Source organism: Marinobacter sp. AC-23 (genome assembly GCF_001858325.1).
Lineage (GTDB): Bacteria > Pseudomonadota > Gammaproteobacteria > Pseudomonadales > Oleiphilaceae > Marinobacter.
The window spans coordinates 23,868-40,662 of sequence record NZ_MBPP01000004.1 but is presented as its reverse complement, the minus strand read 5'-3'; the positions used below and the strand labels follow the sequence as shown (position 1 = coordinate 40,662).

The window sequence follows — 16,795 nt, the reverse complement described above, 5'->3', positions numbered from 1 at the left end:
GCCTGTTGCCAGAGTGGATATCAGCCGCTTGCGGCGGTCATGCTTTGGTAAAGCTCAGTTGCATCTTTGCACTGTCTGAGGCGGTCACAGAAAGCGCGCTCATTAAATTTTTCAGCCAGCTGGCTTAGCAACTCAAGATGCTCGCTGGTCGCTTCTTTAGGCACAACAAGTGCAAACACCAGATCTACCGGTTGGTTATCAATCGCGTCAAACTCCACGGTTTCGTCCAGAGTCATCAGTACGCCAATAACCTTCTCAAGTCCATCCAGGCGGCAATGGGGGATGGCGATTCCCTGGCCGATTCCGGTGCTGCCCAGCCGCTCACGGGCAATCAGATTGTTAAATATCTGGCCCTCGTTAAGAGCATCATTGTGCTGGCTGATCTGCTCGGCAATGAACTCAAGAACCCGCTTTTTACTGGATGCGGGCACCTTGCACAGGGTCAATTCCGGGGCAAGGATGTTGTCTATTGTCAGTGATGTGTCGCTCATGAATCGACCGTACTTCCGTTAAAAAAGCTGCGACACGTTTCCCGTGCCGCAGCCTGATTAGATGACATGCCTGAAAACAGTCGCCTAGCGGGCGATGTTACCCTGCATCCTGTCCACACTCTTTTCTTTGTGCTTGAGGATCTGCCGGTCTAGCTTATCGACAAGGCCGTCGATTGCTGCGTACATATCCTCATTTTCCGCCTTTGCGTGAATCTCACCACCAACCACGTGGAGCGTAGCATCTGCTATTTGGCGAACCTTATCCACTTCCAGGGTCACCTGGCAATTGCTGATGTGGTCAAAGTGCCTCTCCAGCCGTTCCAGTTTCTCGGCTACATAATCTTTTAACGCGGGAGTCAGCTCTACGTGATGGCCTGAAATGTTGAGTTGCATAGACGTCTCCTATTGTCATCCACTCCGGCCCGGTTGAGCCGGCATTATGTGCGGGCACACGAGTGTGCCTGCGAAATCCGTATACGTTGGTAAAGGTGTCGGCTTAAACCAAACGCTTGCGTTCGTTTGAGGGCGGAATGTGCATCGCCTCGCGGTATTTCGCAACCGTACGCCGCGCCACCTTTATTCCTTGTTCTCCCAGCATGGCCGCAATCTTGCTATCACTCAACGGCTTTTTTGGGGTTTCTGCGGCAATCAGCTTTTTGATCATGGCGCGGATAGCCGTAGAGGAGCATTCGCCACCTTCGTCGGTGCCGACATGGCTGGAGAAAAAATACTTCAGCTCAAAAATGCCCCGCGGTGTATGCATGTATTTCTGAGTAGTGACACGGGAAATGGTGGACTCGTGCATTTCCACCAACTGGGCAATATCCGAGAGGATCAGTGGTTTCATCGATTCCTCCCCGTGATCCAGAAAGCCTTGCTGATATTCAACAATGCGCGTTGCCACTTTCAACAGTGTTTCGTTCCGGCTTTGCAGGCTTTTGATAAACCATTTTGCCTCCTGCAGTTGATCGCGCAGGTAAGTATTATCTGCGCTGCTGTCCGCTCGCCTTATTAATGAAGCATAGCTGGCATTCACGCGTATGCGCGGCGCAATTTCAGGATTCAGTTCTACTCGCCAGCGGCCGTTGTGCTTGCGCACGATGACATCGGGGATAACGTAATCCGGTTCAGTACGATCAATGATATCGCCTGGCTGCGGGTTGAGGCTGGTAATCAGGGCCAGTACATCCCGCAATTGGTCTTCTTTAAGGCGGCTACGGCGAAGCAGTTGGGCATAATCGCGATTGCCCAACAGGTTGATGTAATGAGTGATAACCAGCCGTGCCTGGGCAAGCCAGGGGGTTTCTGGTGGCAGCTGGTTAAGCTGGATCAGCAGGCAGTCCTGAAGATCTCTGGCAAACACCCCGGGCGGATCAAAGTACTGCAGCCGGCGTAAAACGGCTTCTACTTCATCCAGTTCAAGGGGGTCCTCATCGGAACTGTCTACCAGGCCCGCGTAAATGTCTTCAACAGGGCTGGTGAGGTAGCCCCGCTCATCCACTGCGTCCATCAGCGCATGGGCAATGGCCTGGTCCCGCTCGTTCAAGGGAGTAAGGTTCAGCTGCCACTCAAGATGATCGCGCAGGGTTTCGCTGGGGGAGTTCCGGGTTTCGAAATCGTGGTCGTTTTCGTCGTCGTTCCGGGCGGCGGGCGCAGGGGCAGACTGGTAAATATCCTCCCACGCAGTATCAACCGGAAGGTCGTCGGGAATCGCGTCAGGGATGTCGTTTTCAGATTGCCAGTCGGGGCCGTTTTCGCTCTCGTCCCAGTCGGAACTGGATGAGTCTGAACCCGTATCGGATGGCGCTTCGTCTGTGGAGTTGTCCTGATTGCGGTCGTTATCTGCTGACGACGCCTCTGCCTGGTCGTCCTCATCCTGGGTTTCCAGCAGAGGGTTGGACTCCAGAGCTTGCTGGATCTCCTGCTGAAGGTCGAGGGTCGATAACTGCAGAAGCCTGATCGCCTGTTGCAGCTGGGGCGTCATTGTCAGGCTCTGACCCAGCTTTAATTGTAAAGAGGCTTTCATAACCATCGCTCGGGATCCGTCACTCTACCCACTTTGAATTTCTTGCATCGGCTAAAAATCGTTATATGTCGCTACTTGCCGCTCTATAGCGTCGCCCTAGCAAGTTCTTTGCCGAGTTTACTTGCTCCGGGTCAGCAACACAATCTGGCGGGTGTGTCGCAGTGCCTGAAATCAGCCGCTACAGGCGGAATTCATTGCCAAGATATACTTCTTTAACCTGTTGATTGGCAAGGATGGTCTCTGAGTTTCCGGAGGCAATAATATGGCCGCCGGAAACAATGTAAGCGTTCTCGCAGATATCCAGAGTTTCGCGCACGTTGTGATCGGTGATCAGTACGCCTATGCCTTTATCCCGCAGGTGGCGGATGATCTGTTTGATGTCACTCACGGAGATTGGGTCTACCCCGGCAAACGGCTCGTCCAGCAGAATAAACGCAGGCTCCATGGCCAGGGCTCGGGCAATTTCTACCCGGCGCCGTTCACCGCCAGAAAGCGCCATGCCCAGGCTGTCGCGGATATGGGTGATGTGGAATTCTTCCAGCAGTTGCTCAACCTTGCTCAGGCGATCAGCACGGCTGAGTGTCTTACGGGTTTCCAGAATCGCCATGATGTTATCCCGCACCGAAAGCTTGCGGAACACGGAGGCCTCCTGGGGCAGGTAGCCAATACCCTTGCGGGCCCGGCCATGCATGGGTAAAGGCGTAATGTCTTGACTGTCGATGCTAATGCGGCCGTTATCAGCGTTTACCAGCCCTACAATCATGTAGAAGCAGGTGGTTTTGCCGGCGCCGTTCGGGCCCAGTAAGCCGACAATTTCACCGCTGCGAATTTCCAGCGATACATCAATGACCACTTTTTTTTGTTTATAACTTTTCGCCAGGTTGCTCGCTCTGAGAACTGCCATCGGATCCCTGTTTCGTGTTATCTGCTGTTAGTTGCCGGAGTCGCTGTTGCCACGGGGCTGGATTACCATCTCAACCCGGCCGGGGCCGGAGCCAGTATCCTCGCCGCCTTCTGCGGTAACCACTCGCTGTTCAGTATCGTAGTGAATAATGTCGCCGCGGAACACGTTGCCATTCTGCTCAATCACCGCGTCACGTTCAAACGTGAGCTGTTTGTCTGTGGCAGACCAGGTGATGTTTTTGGCTTTTGCGTCGGTTTCGCCTTCGCCACTGGTAACGGGCTGTTGGTAGCGGGCAGGTGAACCGTTTGCCTCAATGCGGTTTAGGCCTTCTGCGCTACGGTACAAAACCACGCGTTCGGCTGTAAGGCGGGTCTTGCCTTGAACCAGTTCAACCGCACCAGTATAGGTGGCAATGCCTTTGCCATCATCCAGGCGAGCACTGTCGGCACTGACAGTTATCGGCTGGTCAGAATCAAGATCAAAAGCTGCTGCAGGGCTGGCAATGGCCGCCAGAAAAAAAGCAATCAGCAGCTTATACGTGGGGTTATTTAACGGTTTCATAGCGTCCTTTCACCTGGGAGTTGAGTTCCAGAATACGTTCATCGATCCAGGCTTTCATGCCTATGGCTCGGGTAATGCCTGTAAGGTCAGTGATTGTTACCGGGTCGTCGGTAAATACGATGCCCTCAGCATTGTCTAGGGTCAGGCTCTCGGTAGCCAGTGTCGCTTCGCGGTCGCCAATGGTGCGCACCACACGAACATTGCCAGAGAGGTGCAGCACATCTTCGCTCCGGCGCAGGTTGCCGTTCTCGGCGTTCAGAATCCACGGGCCATCGCTTGTATCGCTAAACAGCTCTGCGCTTGGTGATTCCATGGTGGCCAGATTGTCGTCTTCGAACTGCTCAATGCGAGGGCTTGTAAAAACGATCTTGAGGTGCCCTGTTTCATCGTACGATGTGTAGCTGCCATTGATGACAAAGCCGTCTGGCTCGGCTTCGCCCCGGAGTTGTTTTGCGTCACTGTAGCTGGTGGCCGGTGGTTCGCCGCCTTGCCACAACAAAAAAACGGCAACGGCAAGGGTGATCGCCAAAGCCAGCATGCGCAGCCGGGGCCTGTTTGCCAGGGCCAGTTTGGAAAACTGGCTGCTTTCAGCGCTTGCGGCCATGGTTATGACTCCAGGTACGGTGTTAGTGCTGCGCCCAAGTGGCCCCCGGCAGTCAGTAGCAGATCGCACATCTCTCGCACGGCGCCATTGCCCCCGCTAGCCTGGGTACAATAATCCGCATGTTCTCGCACCAGCCAGTAGCCATTGGGAACCGTCACCCCAAAACCTGCGTAGCGAATGGCAGGCAAGTCGGGCAAGTCGTCGCCCATATACGCTATTGCCTCAGGCAGGATGCCCAGCGTATTCGCCAGCTCCTGTAGGGCGATTTTTTTATCTTCACGCCCTTGCATCAGATGGGGGATGCCCAAGTCTTGCATGCGCTTTTCAGTCAGCGGGGAGCTGCGGCCAGTAATAACGGCTACGGTAATCCCTGCGGCCATAATCTGCTTTAAGCCCAGACCGTCCAGAATGTTGAAGCCTTTTACCTCATCGCCTTTGGCGCTGAAGTAAATTTTGCCGTCGCTCATAATACCATCAACGTCCAGGGCAACGAGCTTGATGCGCGCGGCTTTAGCCAGTAAGGCTTCTGGCCAGATTGCTGCCAATGGGCTCTTCAGTTTGGCCATCATATTGCCTCTTAAATCACGCCAGCGCGGAGTAGGTCGTGCATGTTAATTGCACCAACCAACGCGCCTTGGCCATCAACAACGGGGAGTGCGCTGATCTTCAGACCTTCCATAACGTTGAGCGCTTCTGCAGCCAATTGGTCTGGCTGAATGGTTCTCCCGTTACGTGTCATCACATCTCGCATGGGCGTGGTGTGCACATCAACGGATTTGTCCAGGGTGCGGCGCAGGTCGCCGTCGGTGAAGACGCCAGTCATGGCGCCTGTGGCGTCTACAACAGTGGTCATGCCCAGCCTTTGCGGGATATTTCCAGCAAAGCACCGCTCAGGGTGGTGTCTTCATTTACGATAGGTATGCGATCGCCAGTGTGCATAATATCGGCTACCCGCAGCAGGAGTTTGCGCCCCAGGCTGCCACCCGGGTGCGAGAAGGCAAAATCTTCTGCGCTGAACCCGCGGGCTTCCAGCAAGGCGACCGCCAGCGCATCGCCCATTACCAGAGTTGCGGTTGTGCTAGACGTAGGCGCCAGGCCAAGAGGGCAGGCCTCTGCTTCAACACTTACGTCCAGGTTTGCTGCAGCCTCTTTTGCCAGCGTGGAGTTGGGGTTGCCGGTCATGCTTATCAGAGGTGCGCCCATGCGTTTTATCAGTGGCAAAATGGTAACCACTTCGCTGGTGTTACCACTGTTTGAAATGGCGATAACCACATCCTGGCTGGTAATCATGCCCATATCGCCGTGGCTGGCTTCCCCGGGGTGAACAAAGAATGAAGGTGTTCCGGTGCTGGCAAGTGTGGCAGCAATCTTGTGGCCAATATGGCCGGATTTCCCCATGCCTGTTACGACAACCCGGCCCTTACATGCCATGATTACTTCGCAGGCACGTATAAAGTGGTCGTCGATGCGGTTTTCCAAGGCACTGATTGCGTCCCGCTCAATGCGGATAGCCTGAAGTGCGGGGTTCCGGAAATCGTACGTTTTCTGTTCAGTCATCGGGAGAAGAACCTGCTTTCTCGTTGACGCCTTCCATATGAAAAGACGGGAGTGCGATTAGGTTGAGGGAGTATAACATTTCCCGCGAGCTGAGCAGTCTGGTTACGGCAAGTTCATTAGAGCCACTAGGGAGACCTGTGAAAAGATCAGTAAAACTGATCATTGCTATCAATTCATTTTGGGAACCATTGATTGAGCTTGAGGGCTCCTTGGCATAATGTAGCCGCTCCCTTATGCCTAAGAGCTATGGGGTGAAAGCTAAGCGCTATGGGCTGAAAGGTAAGGATGATGAGTTTGCGCTCCTATATTTCATTGAAAGACGTTGTATTTTCCCGCTCTGGGCGCCGTATTTTCGACGGTGTTTCCATTGAGATCCCCCGTGGAAAAATTACCGCTATCATGGGCCCCAGCGGCACCGGGAAAACCACCTTGCTGCGCCTCATTGGCGGCCAGCTTAAACCGGACTCCGGTAGCATAGTGGTGGATGGCCACTCAGTACCTGAGCTTCGGCGCAAAGAGCTTTATACGTTGCGGGAAAAAATGGGCATGCTTTTCCAGAGCGGTGCGCTATTTACGGATTTGAGCGTATTTGAGAACGTGGCTTTCCCGATGCGAGTGCACACCAAATTGCCAGAAGACATGATTCACGACATCGTATTAATGAAGCTTGAAGCCGTTGGCCTGCGAGGTGCCCGCAAACTGATGCCCTCCGAGCTCTCCGGCGGCATGACCCGGCGTGTTGCTCTTGCGCGCAGCATTGCACTGGATCCCGAACTGATCATGTATGACGAGCCGTTCACCGGTCAGGATCCAATCGCCATGGGTGTATTGGTAAAGCTCATTCGCGATCTAAACAGCTCCATGGGCTTAACCAGCGTGTTGGTTTCCCACGACGTACAAGAATCCCTGAGTATCTGCCACTACGCCTGCATTATTGCAGATGGAAAAGTCATTGGTGCCGGCACGCCGGCCGAATTGCAGGATCATCCCTCTGAACAGGTGCAGCAATTTTTGCAGGGGCATCCAGATGGCCCTGTGCCCTTCCATTATCCTTCCTCTGAAGCGAGTGAAGATTTTGGGCTTTCGGGAGGTGCTTCGTGATCGATAGAATCGCCTCCTTCGGGCGCAGCGGGGTAGATATTGTTATATCTTTTGGTCGCTCCGGCCGCTTTTTAGCGGGTGTGTTATCAGGTGTTCCGCGCCCGGCAACCGGTTTCCCGCTTTTAATGAAGCAACTTTACTCAGTTGGTGTGCTGTCGCTGGCTATTGTGGTGGTGTCTGGGCTGTTTATCGGCATGGTGCTTGGCCTTCAAGGCTATACCATCCTCAGTGATTTCGGCTCTGAAGCGGCCATTGGGCAGATGATTGCGCTCACTCTGGTGCGAGAGCTCGGGCCCGTTGTAACCGCTTTGCTGTTTGCAGGGCGCGCAGGATCTGCATTGACCGCCGAGATTGGCTTGATGAAGGCAACCGAGCAGCTTTCCAGTATGGAAATGATGGGGGTAGATCCCCTGCGCCGGGTCATCGCGCCCAGGCTTTGGGCTGGCTTTATTGCGATGCCGATACTGGCTATCATTTTTTCGATGGTAGGTATCTGGGGCGGTATGTTGGTAGGCGTAGAATGGCTTGGAGTATTTGAAGGATCTTACTGGGGCAACATGCAGGCCTCCGTGGACTTCTGGGACGACGTGGTAAACGGCGTCATCAAGAGCGTTGTATTTGGTTTTGTTTGCGCCTGGATTGCAGTTTATCAAGGCTACGATTGCGTACCCACCTCGGCAGGAATCAGCTCAGCCACCACCAAAACCGTGGTGTACTCTTCGCTGGCTGTGTTGGGGCTGGATTTTGTACTGACCGCCGTAATGTTCGGCAACTTTTGATCAACGATTGACGAGACAACACCGGGAGCCGGTAATGACACAAAGAACAACGGACATCACAGTTGGCCTGTTTATGCTCGCTGGGTTGGCTGCGCTGCTATTTTTGGCACTGCAAGTAAGTGGCTCTCGCCAAAATCGGCCGAAAGCACGTACACCATCTACGCAGACTTTAACGATACCGGCGGCATCACGCCCAGGGGCAGGGTTTCCATGGCGGGCGTAACGGTGGGCAGCATCGATTCGATAGATCTCAACAAAAAAACCTTCCAGGCCCGCGTCACCATGTCCATCTATGGCGACGTGGACAATATTCCGGCCGACAGCGCTGCAGTAATACGTACATCCGGTCTGCTGGGTGAGCAGTACATTGATATATCCGTAGGTGGTGACATGGACTCCCTCAAGGCAGGCGATACCTTTTATTCCACCCAGTCCGCCATGAATATCGAGCGGTTGATCAGTAACTTTGCGTCTGGCAAATAAGCCAGCGTTGCGACAGAACAGGAGAAGCCAGGTGATTGCATTAACACAGCGATTTTTACTCGCCCTAACACTGATGGCATTTGGTATCGCTTCGGTTCAGGCGGGCCCAGAAGAAGACTTACAGCAGTATGTAGATGAAAACACCCAGCGGTTGGTGGCCAAGCTCAATGAGGAACGCGGTCTTTATGAGCGTGATCCGGAAGCTTTTTACAAAAACATGGACGATGCCTTGGACGGCTTTGTCGATTTTCGCCGCATTGCTGCCCGGGTAATGGGGCGCTATGCACGCCAGACAACGCCGGAACAGCGAGACGAGTTTGTGGCCAAGTTTAAGCGCAGCCTGTTCGATAGCTACGCCCAAGCATTGGTAAGTGCCGAAGATTTCAAAATTAAAGTGAACGACGCCACGATCAATCCGCAGGATGACAACCGTGCCTCCGTGGCAATGGAAGTGACTACGGCCTCGGGCAATCGCCATTTTGTGACTTATTCCATGTATCGCAAAGACGGCGGCGATTGGATGATGGAAAACGTGATCGTGGAAGGGGTTAATATTGGCCTCTCCTTCCGGGATCGCTTTACCCAGGAAATGGAAGCCAACCGCGGACAGGTTCAGGCTGTTATTGACGGGTGGAGCGATGCAGTGAAATCCCTCAACCTGGAAGACGAAGTGAGCAAACCATGAGCACAGAAGTTCCCCGCGCTCAGTTGGAGGCAGGGGTGCTCTCTGTCTTCGGCGCAATTGATGCCCACAACGTTGCCCCGGTGCGAGCTGAGGGCGAGCGGCTAGTCATGGCTGCCAGTGGCAATCTGGTGGTGGATCTTGGTGGTCTGTCTTCGGCCCACAGCGTTATCCTCTCCATGCTCCTTTGTTGGAGCCGATTGGCGGAAAAACAGGGCGTTTCACTGTCTTTTACCGAGGCGCCGGATCGCCTCGTGTCTCTTGCCGCTTTGAGCAACCTCGCGAATTGGTTACAATCCCGCCCCTGATTTCATAAATACCTGAGGATTTACTATGGACGCCACCGAAGTCACCCAGTTGGTCAAAGACGCACTGCCCGATTGTGAAGTGCAGGTACAGATCGACGGTAACCATTATATGGTGGTCGTTATAGGTGACGTTTTTGAAGGCCTGTCGACCATCAAGCGGCAGCAACTGATCAACAAAGCGCTATTCCAACAAATCATGGATGGCACTATTCACGCCCTTCACCCGAAACCCTTTACACCGGCTGAATGGGCTGCGCGCCAGGCTGAGCCTCTCGCACACGACAGGATTACTATTGTGGACAAACTTCTAATCCGGGGCCGTAAGCCTCTGGACGGTGAAATCCGGATTTCCGGTGCCAAAAATGCCGCCCTCCCAATTCTTGCAGCAACGCTGCTGGCCGACGAGCCAGTTACCGTTGGTAACCTGCCGCACCTGCACGACGTTACCACCATGATCGAGCTGCTTGGCCGCATGGGTGTGGACCTGATGATTGATGAGAAAATGAGCGTGGAAATTCACGCCAACACCATCAAACATTTCCACGCGCCTTACGAGCTGGTTAAAACCATGCGGGCTTCTATTTTGGTGCTTGGCCCGCTGCTTGCGCATTTCGGTGAAGCAGAAGTATCACTGCCAGGTGGCTGTGCCATCGGTAGCCGCCCAGTAAACCTGCATATTCAAGGCCTTGAGCAGATGGGCGCGGATATCAAGGTAGAGAACGGCTACATCAGGGCGAAAACCAACGGGCGCTTAAAAGGCGCGCACATCTTCATGGATGTGGTGACGGTAACCGGTACCGAGAACCTGTTGATGGCTGCAACGCTCGCCGATGGCAAAACCATTCTTGAGAATGCTGCCCGGGAACCAGAAGTGGTGGATTTGGCCGAATGCCTGATCGCCATGGGTGCCAATATTACCGGCCACGGCACCTCGACCATTGTCATTGAAGGCGTTGAGCGCCTGCACGGCTGTCATTACAACGTGCTGCCAGACCGCATCGAAACCGGTACTTATTTGGTCGCTGCGGCTGCCACCGGTGGCAGAGTAAAGCTGAAAGATACCCGTGCGGACCTTCTGGACGCTGTACTGCTTAAGCTGGAAGAAGCCGGCGCGCATATCACCTCCGGGCCAAACTGGATCGAGCTGGACATGAAAGGCCGGCGCCCGAAAGCGGTTAATATACGCACCGCACCTTACCCGGCTTTCCCCACGGATATGCAGGCCCAGTTCGCTGCCATGAACGCGGTAGCAGAAGGCACGGGGACTATCATCGAGACCGTATTCGAAAATCGTTTCATGCACTTGCAGGAACTGACCCGCATGGGTGCCGATATTACGCTCGAAGGCAACGCTGCGATTATCAAAGGCGTCGACCATCTTACAGGCGCGCCTGTTATGGCAACCGACCTGCGCGCATCGGCCAGCTTGGTCATCGCAGGCCTGATGGCAGAAGGCGACACCATTATCGATCGCATTTACCACATTGACCGTGGTTACGAGTGCATTGAAGAAAAACTGCAGCTGCTTGGTGGGAGTATCCGCCGCCTGCCAGCGTGACAGACACATACGGGAAACCGGAAGGACGCATGACAGATTTCATTACCATCGCTTTGTCGAAGGGGCGAATCCTGGAAGAAACCCTGCCACTGCTGGCAGAAGCCGGGATTGAGCTGATCGATGACATCAAGAAATCACGAAAGCTGGTGTTCCCAACGACTCATCCGAATGTGCGCATACTGATTATACGCGCCACCGACGTGCCCACCTATGTACAGTATGGTGGCGCGGATTTGGGTGTGACAGGCAAAGACGTATTGATGGAGCACGGCGGGGAAGGGCTTTACGAGCCTCTGGATCTGAACATTGCCCGTTGCCGGCTGATGACCGCCGGTCCCAAAGGCGAAACGCCACCCGTTGGGCGCGTTCGTGTAGCGACCAAGTTTGTCAACCTGGCCCGCAGATATTACGCAGCGCAAGGGCGCCAGGCCGACATCATCAAGCTTTACGGTGCCATGGAATTGGCGCCAATTCTTGGTTTGGCAGATGAGATCGTCGATATCGTGGATACCGGCAATACCTTGAAGGCCAACGGCCTGGAAGCGCGTGAACTGATCGACCACATAAGCACCAGGCTGGTGGTGAATCGTGCCTCCATGAAGATGAAACACGAGCGGATTAACCCCATTATCGAGAAGATGGCGGCTGCCGTCGAAAAACGCCGATAAAGTTCACAATCCAAAGCAGGATTTGAGAAATGACCGTTAGCATCAAACGATTGAGCGCTTCCCAGGGCAACTTTGACAGTGAGCTAGCCACGCTGCTGGCTTGGGACGACAGCGTTGATCATCAGGTGAACGAGACGGTGCGTCATATCCTGCATGAAGTGAAAACCCGGGGCGACCAAGCGGTTTTGGAGTTCACGGAGAAGTTTGACCGGCTGAAGGCTGGTAGTGTCGCGCAACTGGAAATGAGCCAGAGCCGTTTACAGCAAGCCTTGAACGCTATTCCGGAAGATCAGCGTGTGGCGTTGGAACAAGCTGCGGCGCGGGTTCGGGATTACCATGAGCGCCAGAACCAGAAATCCTGGCAGTATCAGGACGAAGACGGCACCGTGCTGGGGCAGAAAGTAACGCCTCTGGATCGCGCAGGGTTGTATGTGCCTGGCGGCAAAGCTGCTTATCCGTCCTCCGTGTTGATGAACGCCATTCCCGCAAAAGTGGCCGGCGTGGGCGAAGTGATTATGGTGGTTCCCACGCCAGATGGCGTGGTGAACGATTTGGTGCTTGCCGCTGCAGCCATCGCCGGTGTTGATCGTGTATTCACCATAGGCGGGGCGCAGGCCGTTGGCGCTCTGGCCTACGGCACAGACACCATCCCGGCCGTAGACAAAATCGTCGGCCCCGGCAACATCTTCGTCGCCACCGCCAAGCGCGAAGTGTTTGGCACCGTTGGCATAGACATGATCGCCGGCCCGTCGGAAATACTCGTCATCTGCGACGGCAAAACCGACCCGGATTGGATCGCCATGGACCTGTTCTCGCAAGCCGAACACGACGAACAGGCCCAGTCCATCCTGATCAGCCCGGATGCTGCTTTCCTCGACGCCGTAGAAGCCAGCATCAACAAGCTGCTGCCGACCATGGAGCGTGCCGACATTATCCGTACCTCCATGACCGATCGCGCTGCACTAATACATGTTGCAGACTTAAGCGAAGCCGCCAAAGTCTCCAATCGCATAGCTCCGGAACACCTGGAGCTGTCTGTAGAAAACCCGGAAACTCTGGTGGAAGAAATCCGCCACGCCGGCGCCATTTTCCTGGGTCGTTACACGGCCGAAGCCTTGGGTGATTACTGCGCCGGGCCGAACCACGTACTGCCTACCAGCGGAACAGCCAGGTTCTCGTCTCCATTGGGCGTCTACGATTTCCAGAAACGCTCATCCATCATCGGTTTCAGCGCCAAGGGTGCAGATCGTATGGGGCGGGTCGCATCGGTTCTGGCAAGAGGCGAGGGGCTAACAGCTCACGCCCGGTCGGCTGAATACAGGATTAAAAGCGATGAGTAAGTTCTGGAGTCCTCAGGTTAGCAGCTTGGTTCCCTATGTACCGGGCGAACAGCCCAAAATGGCCAACCTGGTAAAACTGAACACCAATGAAAACCCGTTCGGCCCCTCGCCAAAAGTCATCGAAGCCATACAGGCCGAACTCAATGACAGCTTGCGCCTCTATCCGGATCCGGAAGGCGAAAGCCTGCGCCAAACCATCGCCGGCTACCACAGCGTAAAACCCGAACAAATTTTTCTGGGGAACGGTTCCGACGAAGTTCTGGCCCACATATTTTACGCCCTGTTCCAGCACGGCCAGCCCGTTCTGTTCCCGGACGTGACCTACAGCTTTTACCCGGTGTACTGTGGCCTTTACAATATTGAAGGCAAAACCATACCTCTCACCGACAGTTTCGAAATCAACCCGGAAGACTACAAGCAGCCCAACGGTGGAATTATTTTCCCCAACCCTAACGCGCCAACTGGCCGTTATCTTGGGCTTGAGCACGTAGAAGCCATCCTCCAATCCAATCCGGAGCGTGTGGTGGTAGTAGACGAAGCTTACATAGACTTCGGCGGCGAAACCGCCATGACTCTCGTTGATCAGTATCCCAACCTGCTTGTCTGCCAGACACTCTCCAAAGCCCGCTCCTTGGCTGGTCTCCGCGTAGGCTTCGCCGTCGGCCACCCGGATCTAATCGAAGCGTTGAATCGCGTTAAAAACAGCTTCAACAGCTATCCTTTGGATAGCTCGCTTTGGCTGGCGCAAAAGCCGCCTACGAAGACGAAGCCTGGTTTCAGAAGTCATGCAAAGGTGTTATTTCCGAACGCGAGCGCGTGACGAAAAGCCTGGAAGACCTGAATTTTGAAGCCTTACCCTCTAAAGCCAACTTCGTTTTCGCCCGTCACAGAGAGAACTCAGGTGAAAGTCTTGCGAAAGCTCTGAGAGAGCAAGGCATCATCGTTCGCCACTTCAACAAGCCTAGAATCAGCGACTTCTTAAGGATTACCATTGGCACTCCAGAGCAAAATGATGCGTTGATTGCCGGACTTAAATCTCTGTAAACGATCGAAGTCCGAGAACTCCGAAGTACAGATTTTTCCAGGAGGGTAAAGCAAATGGCAAAGCGTGACGATATTCTTGCGAAGATTAACGAATGGTTGCAGCCAGAGAGTTTTCAAGACTATTGCCCTAATGGCCTGCAAGTTGAAGGCAAAAGCGACGTAAGAACCATCGTTACCGGCGTAACCGCCTCCCGCGCACTCATTGAAGCCGCCATTGCAGCCAACGCCGACATGCTGATCGTTCATCACGGCTACTTCTGGAAAGGTGAAGATCAGCGCATTCAAGGCATGAAACGCGAACGCATCAAGCGCCTTTTGGACAACGACATCAACCTTGTTGCCCACCACCTGCCACTGGATGATCACCCAGAATACGGCAACAACCGTCAGTTAGCGGACATCCTCGGCATCGAGAACCCGCGCCCGTTAAACGGTCTTGTTTGGGAAGGTGAGCTGCCCCAAGCCATGAGCCCGGAAAAGTTCGGCCTGCACATTGCCCGGGCACTCCACCGCGAGCCGTTAAGAGTTGGCGACGGCAAGGCCGAGATTAAGCAGGTAGGTTGGTGCACAGGTGCGGCGCAGGGTTTCATCAATACAGCCATTGATGCGGGCCTTGATGCCTACATCAGTGGCGAGATCTCTGAGCCGACCACCCACACTGCTCGTGAGTGCGGCATCCACTATTTCGCCGCAGGCCATCACGCCACTGAACGGTATGGTGTAAAAGCCCTTGGCGCTGCACTAGAAAAAGAATTCGGAATCAGCCATCGGTTCATCGATTGCGACAATCCGGTTTGATCAGGCTTCAGTCGCCTTATCACCTTTTTTTAATCCAAAGTCTTCAGAGAGCGTGCCCGAGGTCTTGGGGGCGTAATCCCGGGGCGGCTCAGCACCGTCCTCGCTAACTTCTTCCAGGCGCTTGCGAGAAGTCTCCTCGGCAAGCTCGGCCAACCATTCCTCATCATTGCACAAGCGATTCGCCCCGCGAGCCATATGCTGGTTCACATCGCGATAAGCATCATTAAACCGGCGCAGCAAATGCGCCGACTCCATGAAATGCTCATTCACCTGGGCCTGATACCGCAGGTATTCGTTGCGCACTTCCTCGGTTTGTTGTTCAGCACGGCGCTGGCGCAGAGTAGATCCCTGCCCCGAGCGGCTAAAAACTGCTCCGATGACAATGCCAATAATCAGTGCGGCAACCGCTGCCAGAATCAGGTTTGTCATATGCTGTATCGTCCTATTGCTTATAAAATGAGCCAAGCCATGTTGGCCAGTATAACGCCCCAAGCCTTCTCAGCCCATGCCTGAATGCTGCGCCAATCGTCGTATTGCTCGGCAGCCTCTTAACATGGCGAAAAAACCGTAAATACGCGATAATGCGCCGCCCAAAATCAACGATTAGACCCCGGGATTTCCTGATGACAGCTTCTATGCCTTCTGAAACCACCGCGAGCCAAACCCCTTGGCAGCGCTACCAAGAAGATCTTGAGCGCCCGGATTTCCTTAAGGATCCCGCCCAGGCCGATGCGGTGCAGCGCCTCCAGACACTCTACGACAAACTGGTGGAGGCGGAAAGCGAACGCGGCAAAGCATTGACCAAACTGCGGCGCAAGTTGAAGAAGGGCAGGGAGGAGCCAGTTAAAGGGCTGTACTTCTGGGGTGGTGTGGGCCGTGGCAAAACCTACCTGATGGACACATTTTTTGAGTCGTTGCCGTTCAAACGCAAAATGCGGGTGCATTTTCACCGGTTCATGCAGCGGGTTCATAAAGAACTGAAAACCTTTAAAGGCGAAAAGAACCCACTGGGCCTTGTGGCCAAAAAATTCGCTGATGAAACCCGAGTGATCTGCTTTGACGAATTTTTTGTTTCCGACATCGGCGATGCCATGATCCTCGCAACCCTGATGGACGGATTATTCAAGCGGGGCGTCACCCTGGTATGCACCTCCAATATTATCCCTGATGGGCTCTACAAGGATGGGTTGCAGCGGGCCCGTTTCCTGCCAGCCATTGCGCTTGTGAAAAAATACACCGATGTCGTGAATGTAGATGGCGGTGTTGATTATCGCTTACGCACCCTTGAGCAGGCTGAGCTTTACCATTCACCGCTTGGTGAAGGGGCAGAAACCAGTCTGCGTAGTAGCTTCGACGCGCTGGCCGTAGAGGCTGGAAAGCACAGTAAGTCTATGGAGATTAACGGCCGCAAGATCCCCGCACAGGCCCACGCCGACGACGTGGTTTGGTTCGATTTCAAAGATGTATGCGACGGCCCTCGTAGCCAGAATGATTACATTGAATTGGCTCGTCAGTTCCATGCCATTATTGTTAGCAACGTGCCCGTTCTCGGGGGCGAAAAAGACGATCAATCCCGCCGATTCGTAAACATGATCGACGAGTTCTACGACCGTAATGTGAAAGTCATTATTTCGGCAGCTGCGCCGATTACCGAGCTGTACTCCGGCGGGCGCCTGAGTTTTGAATTTGAGCGCACCGAGTCACGCCTTCTGGAAATGCAGTCACAGGAATATCTCGAAGCTCCACACAAACCCTAGCCGGGGCAAAAAAACCATCAAAAGCAAAGTGGTTGCATCTGGAATAGTTGTCTATAGTTAGCTCGTGCGGGTAAACCCGGCATCGATCGGGGTTGTGAAAGGGTAGTGAGCGGGTGGTGAGAGCAAAATCATAC

The 16,795-nt window shown here is 54.2% G+C and carries 17 protein-coding genes and 3 pseudogenes; 11 read left to right on the top strand and 9 right to left on the bottom strand.

What is annotated here, in order from left to right; all coding sequences use genetic code 11:
* Positions 1–20: 20 nt before the first annotated feature.
* The 8 genes and pseudogenes from ptsN to BCA33_RS03025 form a co-directional block, all read right to left on the bottom strand.
* The gene (gene ptsN / locus BCA33_RS03060; protein ID WP_071263397.1) at positions 21–491 is read right to left on the bottom strand and encodes a PTS IIA-like nitrogen regulatory protein PtsN; all 471 of its coding nucleotides are present in this window, start codon (positions 489–491) and stop codon (positions 21–23) included.
* An 84-nt stretch (positions 492–575) separates the two neighbouring features.
* Positions 576–884, bottom strand: a complete 309-nt coding sequence (hpf, locus tag BCA33_RS03055; RefSeq protein ID WP_071263396.1) for a ribosome hibernation promoting factor — start codon at positions 882–884, stop codon at positions 576–578.
* Between the two features lie 103 nt (positions 885–987).
* Complete coding sequence (locus BCA33_RS03050; protein WP_071263427.1) at positions 988–2,517, bottom strand: RNA polymerase factor sigma-54; 1,530 nt, start codon at positions 2,515–2,517, stop codon at positions 988–990.
* A 178-nt stretch (positions 2,518–2,695) separates the two neighbouring features.
* Positions 2,696–3,421, bottom strand: a complete 726-nt coding sequence (gene lptB, locus BCA33_RS03045) for an LPS export ABC transporter ATP-binding protein (protein WP_071263394.1) — start codon at positions 3,419–3,421, stop codon at positions 2,696–2,698.
* 27 nt (positions 3,422–3,448) lie between these two features.
* Positions 3,449–3,982, bottom strand: a complete 534-nt coding sequence (lptA, locus tag BCA33_RS03040; protein WP_071263392.1) for a lipopolysaccharide transport periplasmic protein LptA — start codon at positions 3,980–3,982, stop codon at positions 3,449–3,451.
* Positions 3,966–4,586 carry an LPS export ABC transporter periplasmic protein LptC gene (gene lptC, locus BCA33_RS03035; protein ID WP_071263390.1) on the bottom strand — a complete coding sequence of 207 codons (621 nt, stop codon included), beginning with the start codon at positions 4,584–4,586 and terminating at the stop codon, positions 3,966–3,968. Before lptC ends, lptA begins: the two co-directional genes overlap by 17 nt.
* Positions 4,587–4,588: 2 nt before the next feature.
* A complete protein-coding gene (locus tag BCA33_RS03030; protein ID WP_071263388.1) occupies positions 4,589–5,152 on the bottom strand; it encodes an HAD family hydrolase in 564 nt (187 codons plus the stop codon).
* 11 nt (positions 5,153–5,163) lie between these two features.
* Positions 5,164–6,143: pseudogene (locus BCA33_RS03025) on the bottom strand (KpsF/GutQ family sugar-phosphate isomerase).
* 288 nt (positions 6,144–6,431) lie between these two features.
* Here BCA33_RS03025 and BCA33_RS03020 point away from each other — a divergent pair.
* From BCA33_RS03020 to BCA33_RS02975, 10 genes and pseudogenes are all read left to right on the top strand, one after another.
* Positions 6,432–7,244: an ATP-binding cassette domain-containing protein gene (locus BCA33_RS03020; protein WP_071263386.1), complete on the top strand. Its 813-nt coding sequence runs from the start codon at positions 6,432–6,434 to the stop codon at positions 7,242–7,244.
* A complete protein-coding gene (gene mlaE / locus BCA33_RS03015) occupies positions 7,241–8,023 on the top strand; it encodes a lipid asymmetry maintenance ABC transporter permease subunit MlaE (protein ID WP_071263384.1) in 783 nt (260 codons plus the stop codon). The genes BCA33_RS03020 and mlaE overlap by 4 nt, the downstream gene beginning before the upstream one ends.
* Positions 8,024–8,057: 34 nt before the next feature.
* Positions 8,058–8,506, top strand: a pseudogene (mlaD, locus tag BCA33_RS03010) (outer membrane lipid asymmetry maintenance protein MlaD).
* 73 nt (positions 8,507–8,579) lie between these two features.
* Positions 8,580–9,191: a phospholipid-binding protein MlaC gene (locus BCA33_RS03005; protein WP_071263426.1), complete on the top strand. Its 612-nt coding sequence runs from the start codon at positions 8,580–8,582 to the stop codon at positions 9,189–9,191.
* On the top strand, positions 9,188–9,496 hold the full coding sequence (locus BCA33_RS03000) for a lipid asymmetry maintenance protein MlaB (protein ID WP_071263382.1): 309 nt from the start codon (positions 9,188–9,190) through the stop codon (positions 9,494–9,496). Before BCA33_RS03005 ends, BCA33_RS03000 begins: the two co-directional genes overlap by 4 nt.
* A 25-nt stretch (positions 9,497–9,521) precedes the next feature.
* Positions 9,522–11,054: a UDP-N-acetylglucosamine 1-carboxyvinyltransferase gene (gene murA, locus BCA33_RS02995; protein WP_083394617.1), complete on the top strand. Its 1,533-nt coding sequence runs from the start codon at positions 9,522–9,524 to the stop codon at positions 11,052–11,054.
* A 29-nt stretch (positions 11,055–11,083) separates the two neighbouring features.
* A complete protein-coding gene (gene hisG, locus BCA33_RS02990; protein WP_071263381.1) occupies positions 11,084–11,722 on the top strand; it encodes an ATP phosphoribosyltransferase in 639 nt (212 codons plus the stop codon).
* A gap of 29 nt (positions 11,723–11,751) precedes the next feature.
* The gene (gene hisD, locus BCA33_RS02985) at positions 11,752–13,062 is read left to right on the top strand and encodes a histidinol dehydrogenase (protein WP_071263379.1); all 1,311 of its coding nucleotides are present in this window, start codon (positions 11,752–11,754) and stop codon (positions 13,060–13,062) included.
* Positions 13,055–14,106, top strand: a pseudogene (gene hisC, locus BCA33_RS02980) (histidinol-phosphate transaminase). Before hisD ends, hisC begins: the two are co-directional and overlap by 8 nt.
* Before the next feature lie 54 nt (positions 14,107–14,160).
* Complete coding sequence (locus BCA33_RS02975) at positions 14,161–14,904, top strand: Nif3-like dinuclear metal center hexameric protein (RefSeq protein ID WP_071263378.1); 744 nt, start codon at positions 14,161–14,163, stop codon at positions 14,902–14,904.
* Here BCA33_RS02975 and BCA33_RS02970 read toward each other — a convergent pair whose 3' ends face one another.
* Positions 14,905–15,333 carry a YhcB family protein gene (locus BCA33_RS02970; RefSeq protein WP_071263376.1) on the bottom strand — a complete coding sequence of 143 codons (429 nt, stop codon included), beginning with the start codon at positions 15,331–15,333 and terminating at the stop codon, positions 14,905–14,907. It lies immediately after the preceding gene.
* A 194-nt stretch (positions 15,334–15,527) separates the two neighbouring features.
* Here BCA33_RS02970 and zapE point away from each other — a divergent pair, with 194 nt between their 5' ends.
* A complete protein-coding gene (gene zapE / locus BCA33_RS02965) occupies positions 15,528–16,661 on the top strand; it encodes a cell division protein ZapE (RefSeq protein WP_071263375.1) in 1,134 nt (377 codons plus the stop codon).
* Positions 16,662–16,795: the final 134 nt, after the last annotated feature.

What these genes read in the sequence shown, in the direction of transcription:
- BCA33_RS03000 (WP_071263382.1), top strand. Translation starts at nt 9,188, where the DNA reads ATGAGCACAGAAGTTCCCCGCGCTCAGTTGGAGGCAGGGGTGCTCTCT.
- BCA33_RS03020 (WP_071263386.1), top strand. Translation starts at nt 6,432, where the DNA reads ATGAGTTTGCGCTCCTATATTTCATTGAAAGACGTTGTATTTTCCCGC.
- zapE (WP_071263375.1), top strand. Translation starts at nt 15,528, where the DNA reads ATGACAGCTTCTATGCCTTCTGAAACCACCGCGAGCCAAACCCCTTGG.
- hpf (WP_071263396.1), bottom strand. Translation starts at nt 884, where the DNA reads ATGCAACTCAACATTTCAGGCCATCACGTAGAGCTGACTCCCGCGTTA.
- BCA33_RS03005 (WP_071263426.1), top strand. Translation starts at nt 8,580, where the DNA reads ATGGCATTTGGTATCGCTTCGGTTCAGGCGGGCCCAGAAGAAGACTTA.
- BCA33_RS02975 (WP_071263378.1), top strand. Translation starts at nt 14,161, where the DNA reads ATGGCAAAGCGTGACGATATTCTTGCGAAGATTAACGAATGGTTGCAG.
- hisG (WP_071263381.1), top strand. Translation starts at nt 11,084, where the DNA reads ATGACAGATTTCATTACCATCGCTTTGTCGAAGGGGCGAATCCTGGAA.
- hisD (WP_071263379.1), top strand. Translation starts at nt 11,752, where the DNA reads ATGACCGTTAGCATCAAACGATTGAGCGCTTCCCAGGGCAACTTTGAC.
- lptC (WP_071263390.1), bottom strand. Translation starts at nt 4,586, where the DNA reads ATGGCCGCAAGCGCTGAAAGCAGCCAGTTTTCCAAACTGGCCCTGGCA.
- lptB (WP_071263394.1), bottom strand. Translation starts at nt 3,421, where the DNA reads ATGGCAGTTCTCAGAGCGAGCAACCTGGCGAAAAGTTATAAACAAAAA.
- lptA (WP_071263392.1), bottom strand. Translation starts at nt 3,982, where the DNA reads ATGAAACCGTTAAATAACCCCACGTATAAGCTGCTGATTGCTTTTTTT.
- ptsN (WP_071263397.1), bottom strand. Translation starts at nt 491, where the DNA reads ATGAGCGACACATCACTGACAATAGACAACATCCTTGCCCCGGAATTG.
- BCA33_RS03030 (WP_071263388.1), bottom strand. Translation starts at nt 5,152, where the DNA reads ATGGCCAAACTGAAGAGCCCATTGGCAGCAATCTGGCCAGAAGCCTTA.
- BCA33_RS02970 (WP_071263376.1), bottom strand. Translation starts at nt 15,333, where the DNA reads ATGACAAACCTGATTCTGGCAGCGGTTGCCGCACTGATTATTGGCATT.
- BCA33_RS03050 (WP_071263427.1), bottom strand. Translation starts at nt 2,517, where the DNA reads ATGAAAGCCTCTTTACAATTAAAGCTGGGTCAGAGCCTGACAATGACG.
- murA (WP_083394617.1), top strand. Translation starts at nt 9,522, where the DNA reads ATGGACGCCACCGAAGTCACCCAGTTGGTCAAAGACGCACTGCCCGAT.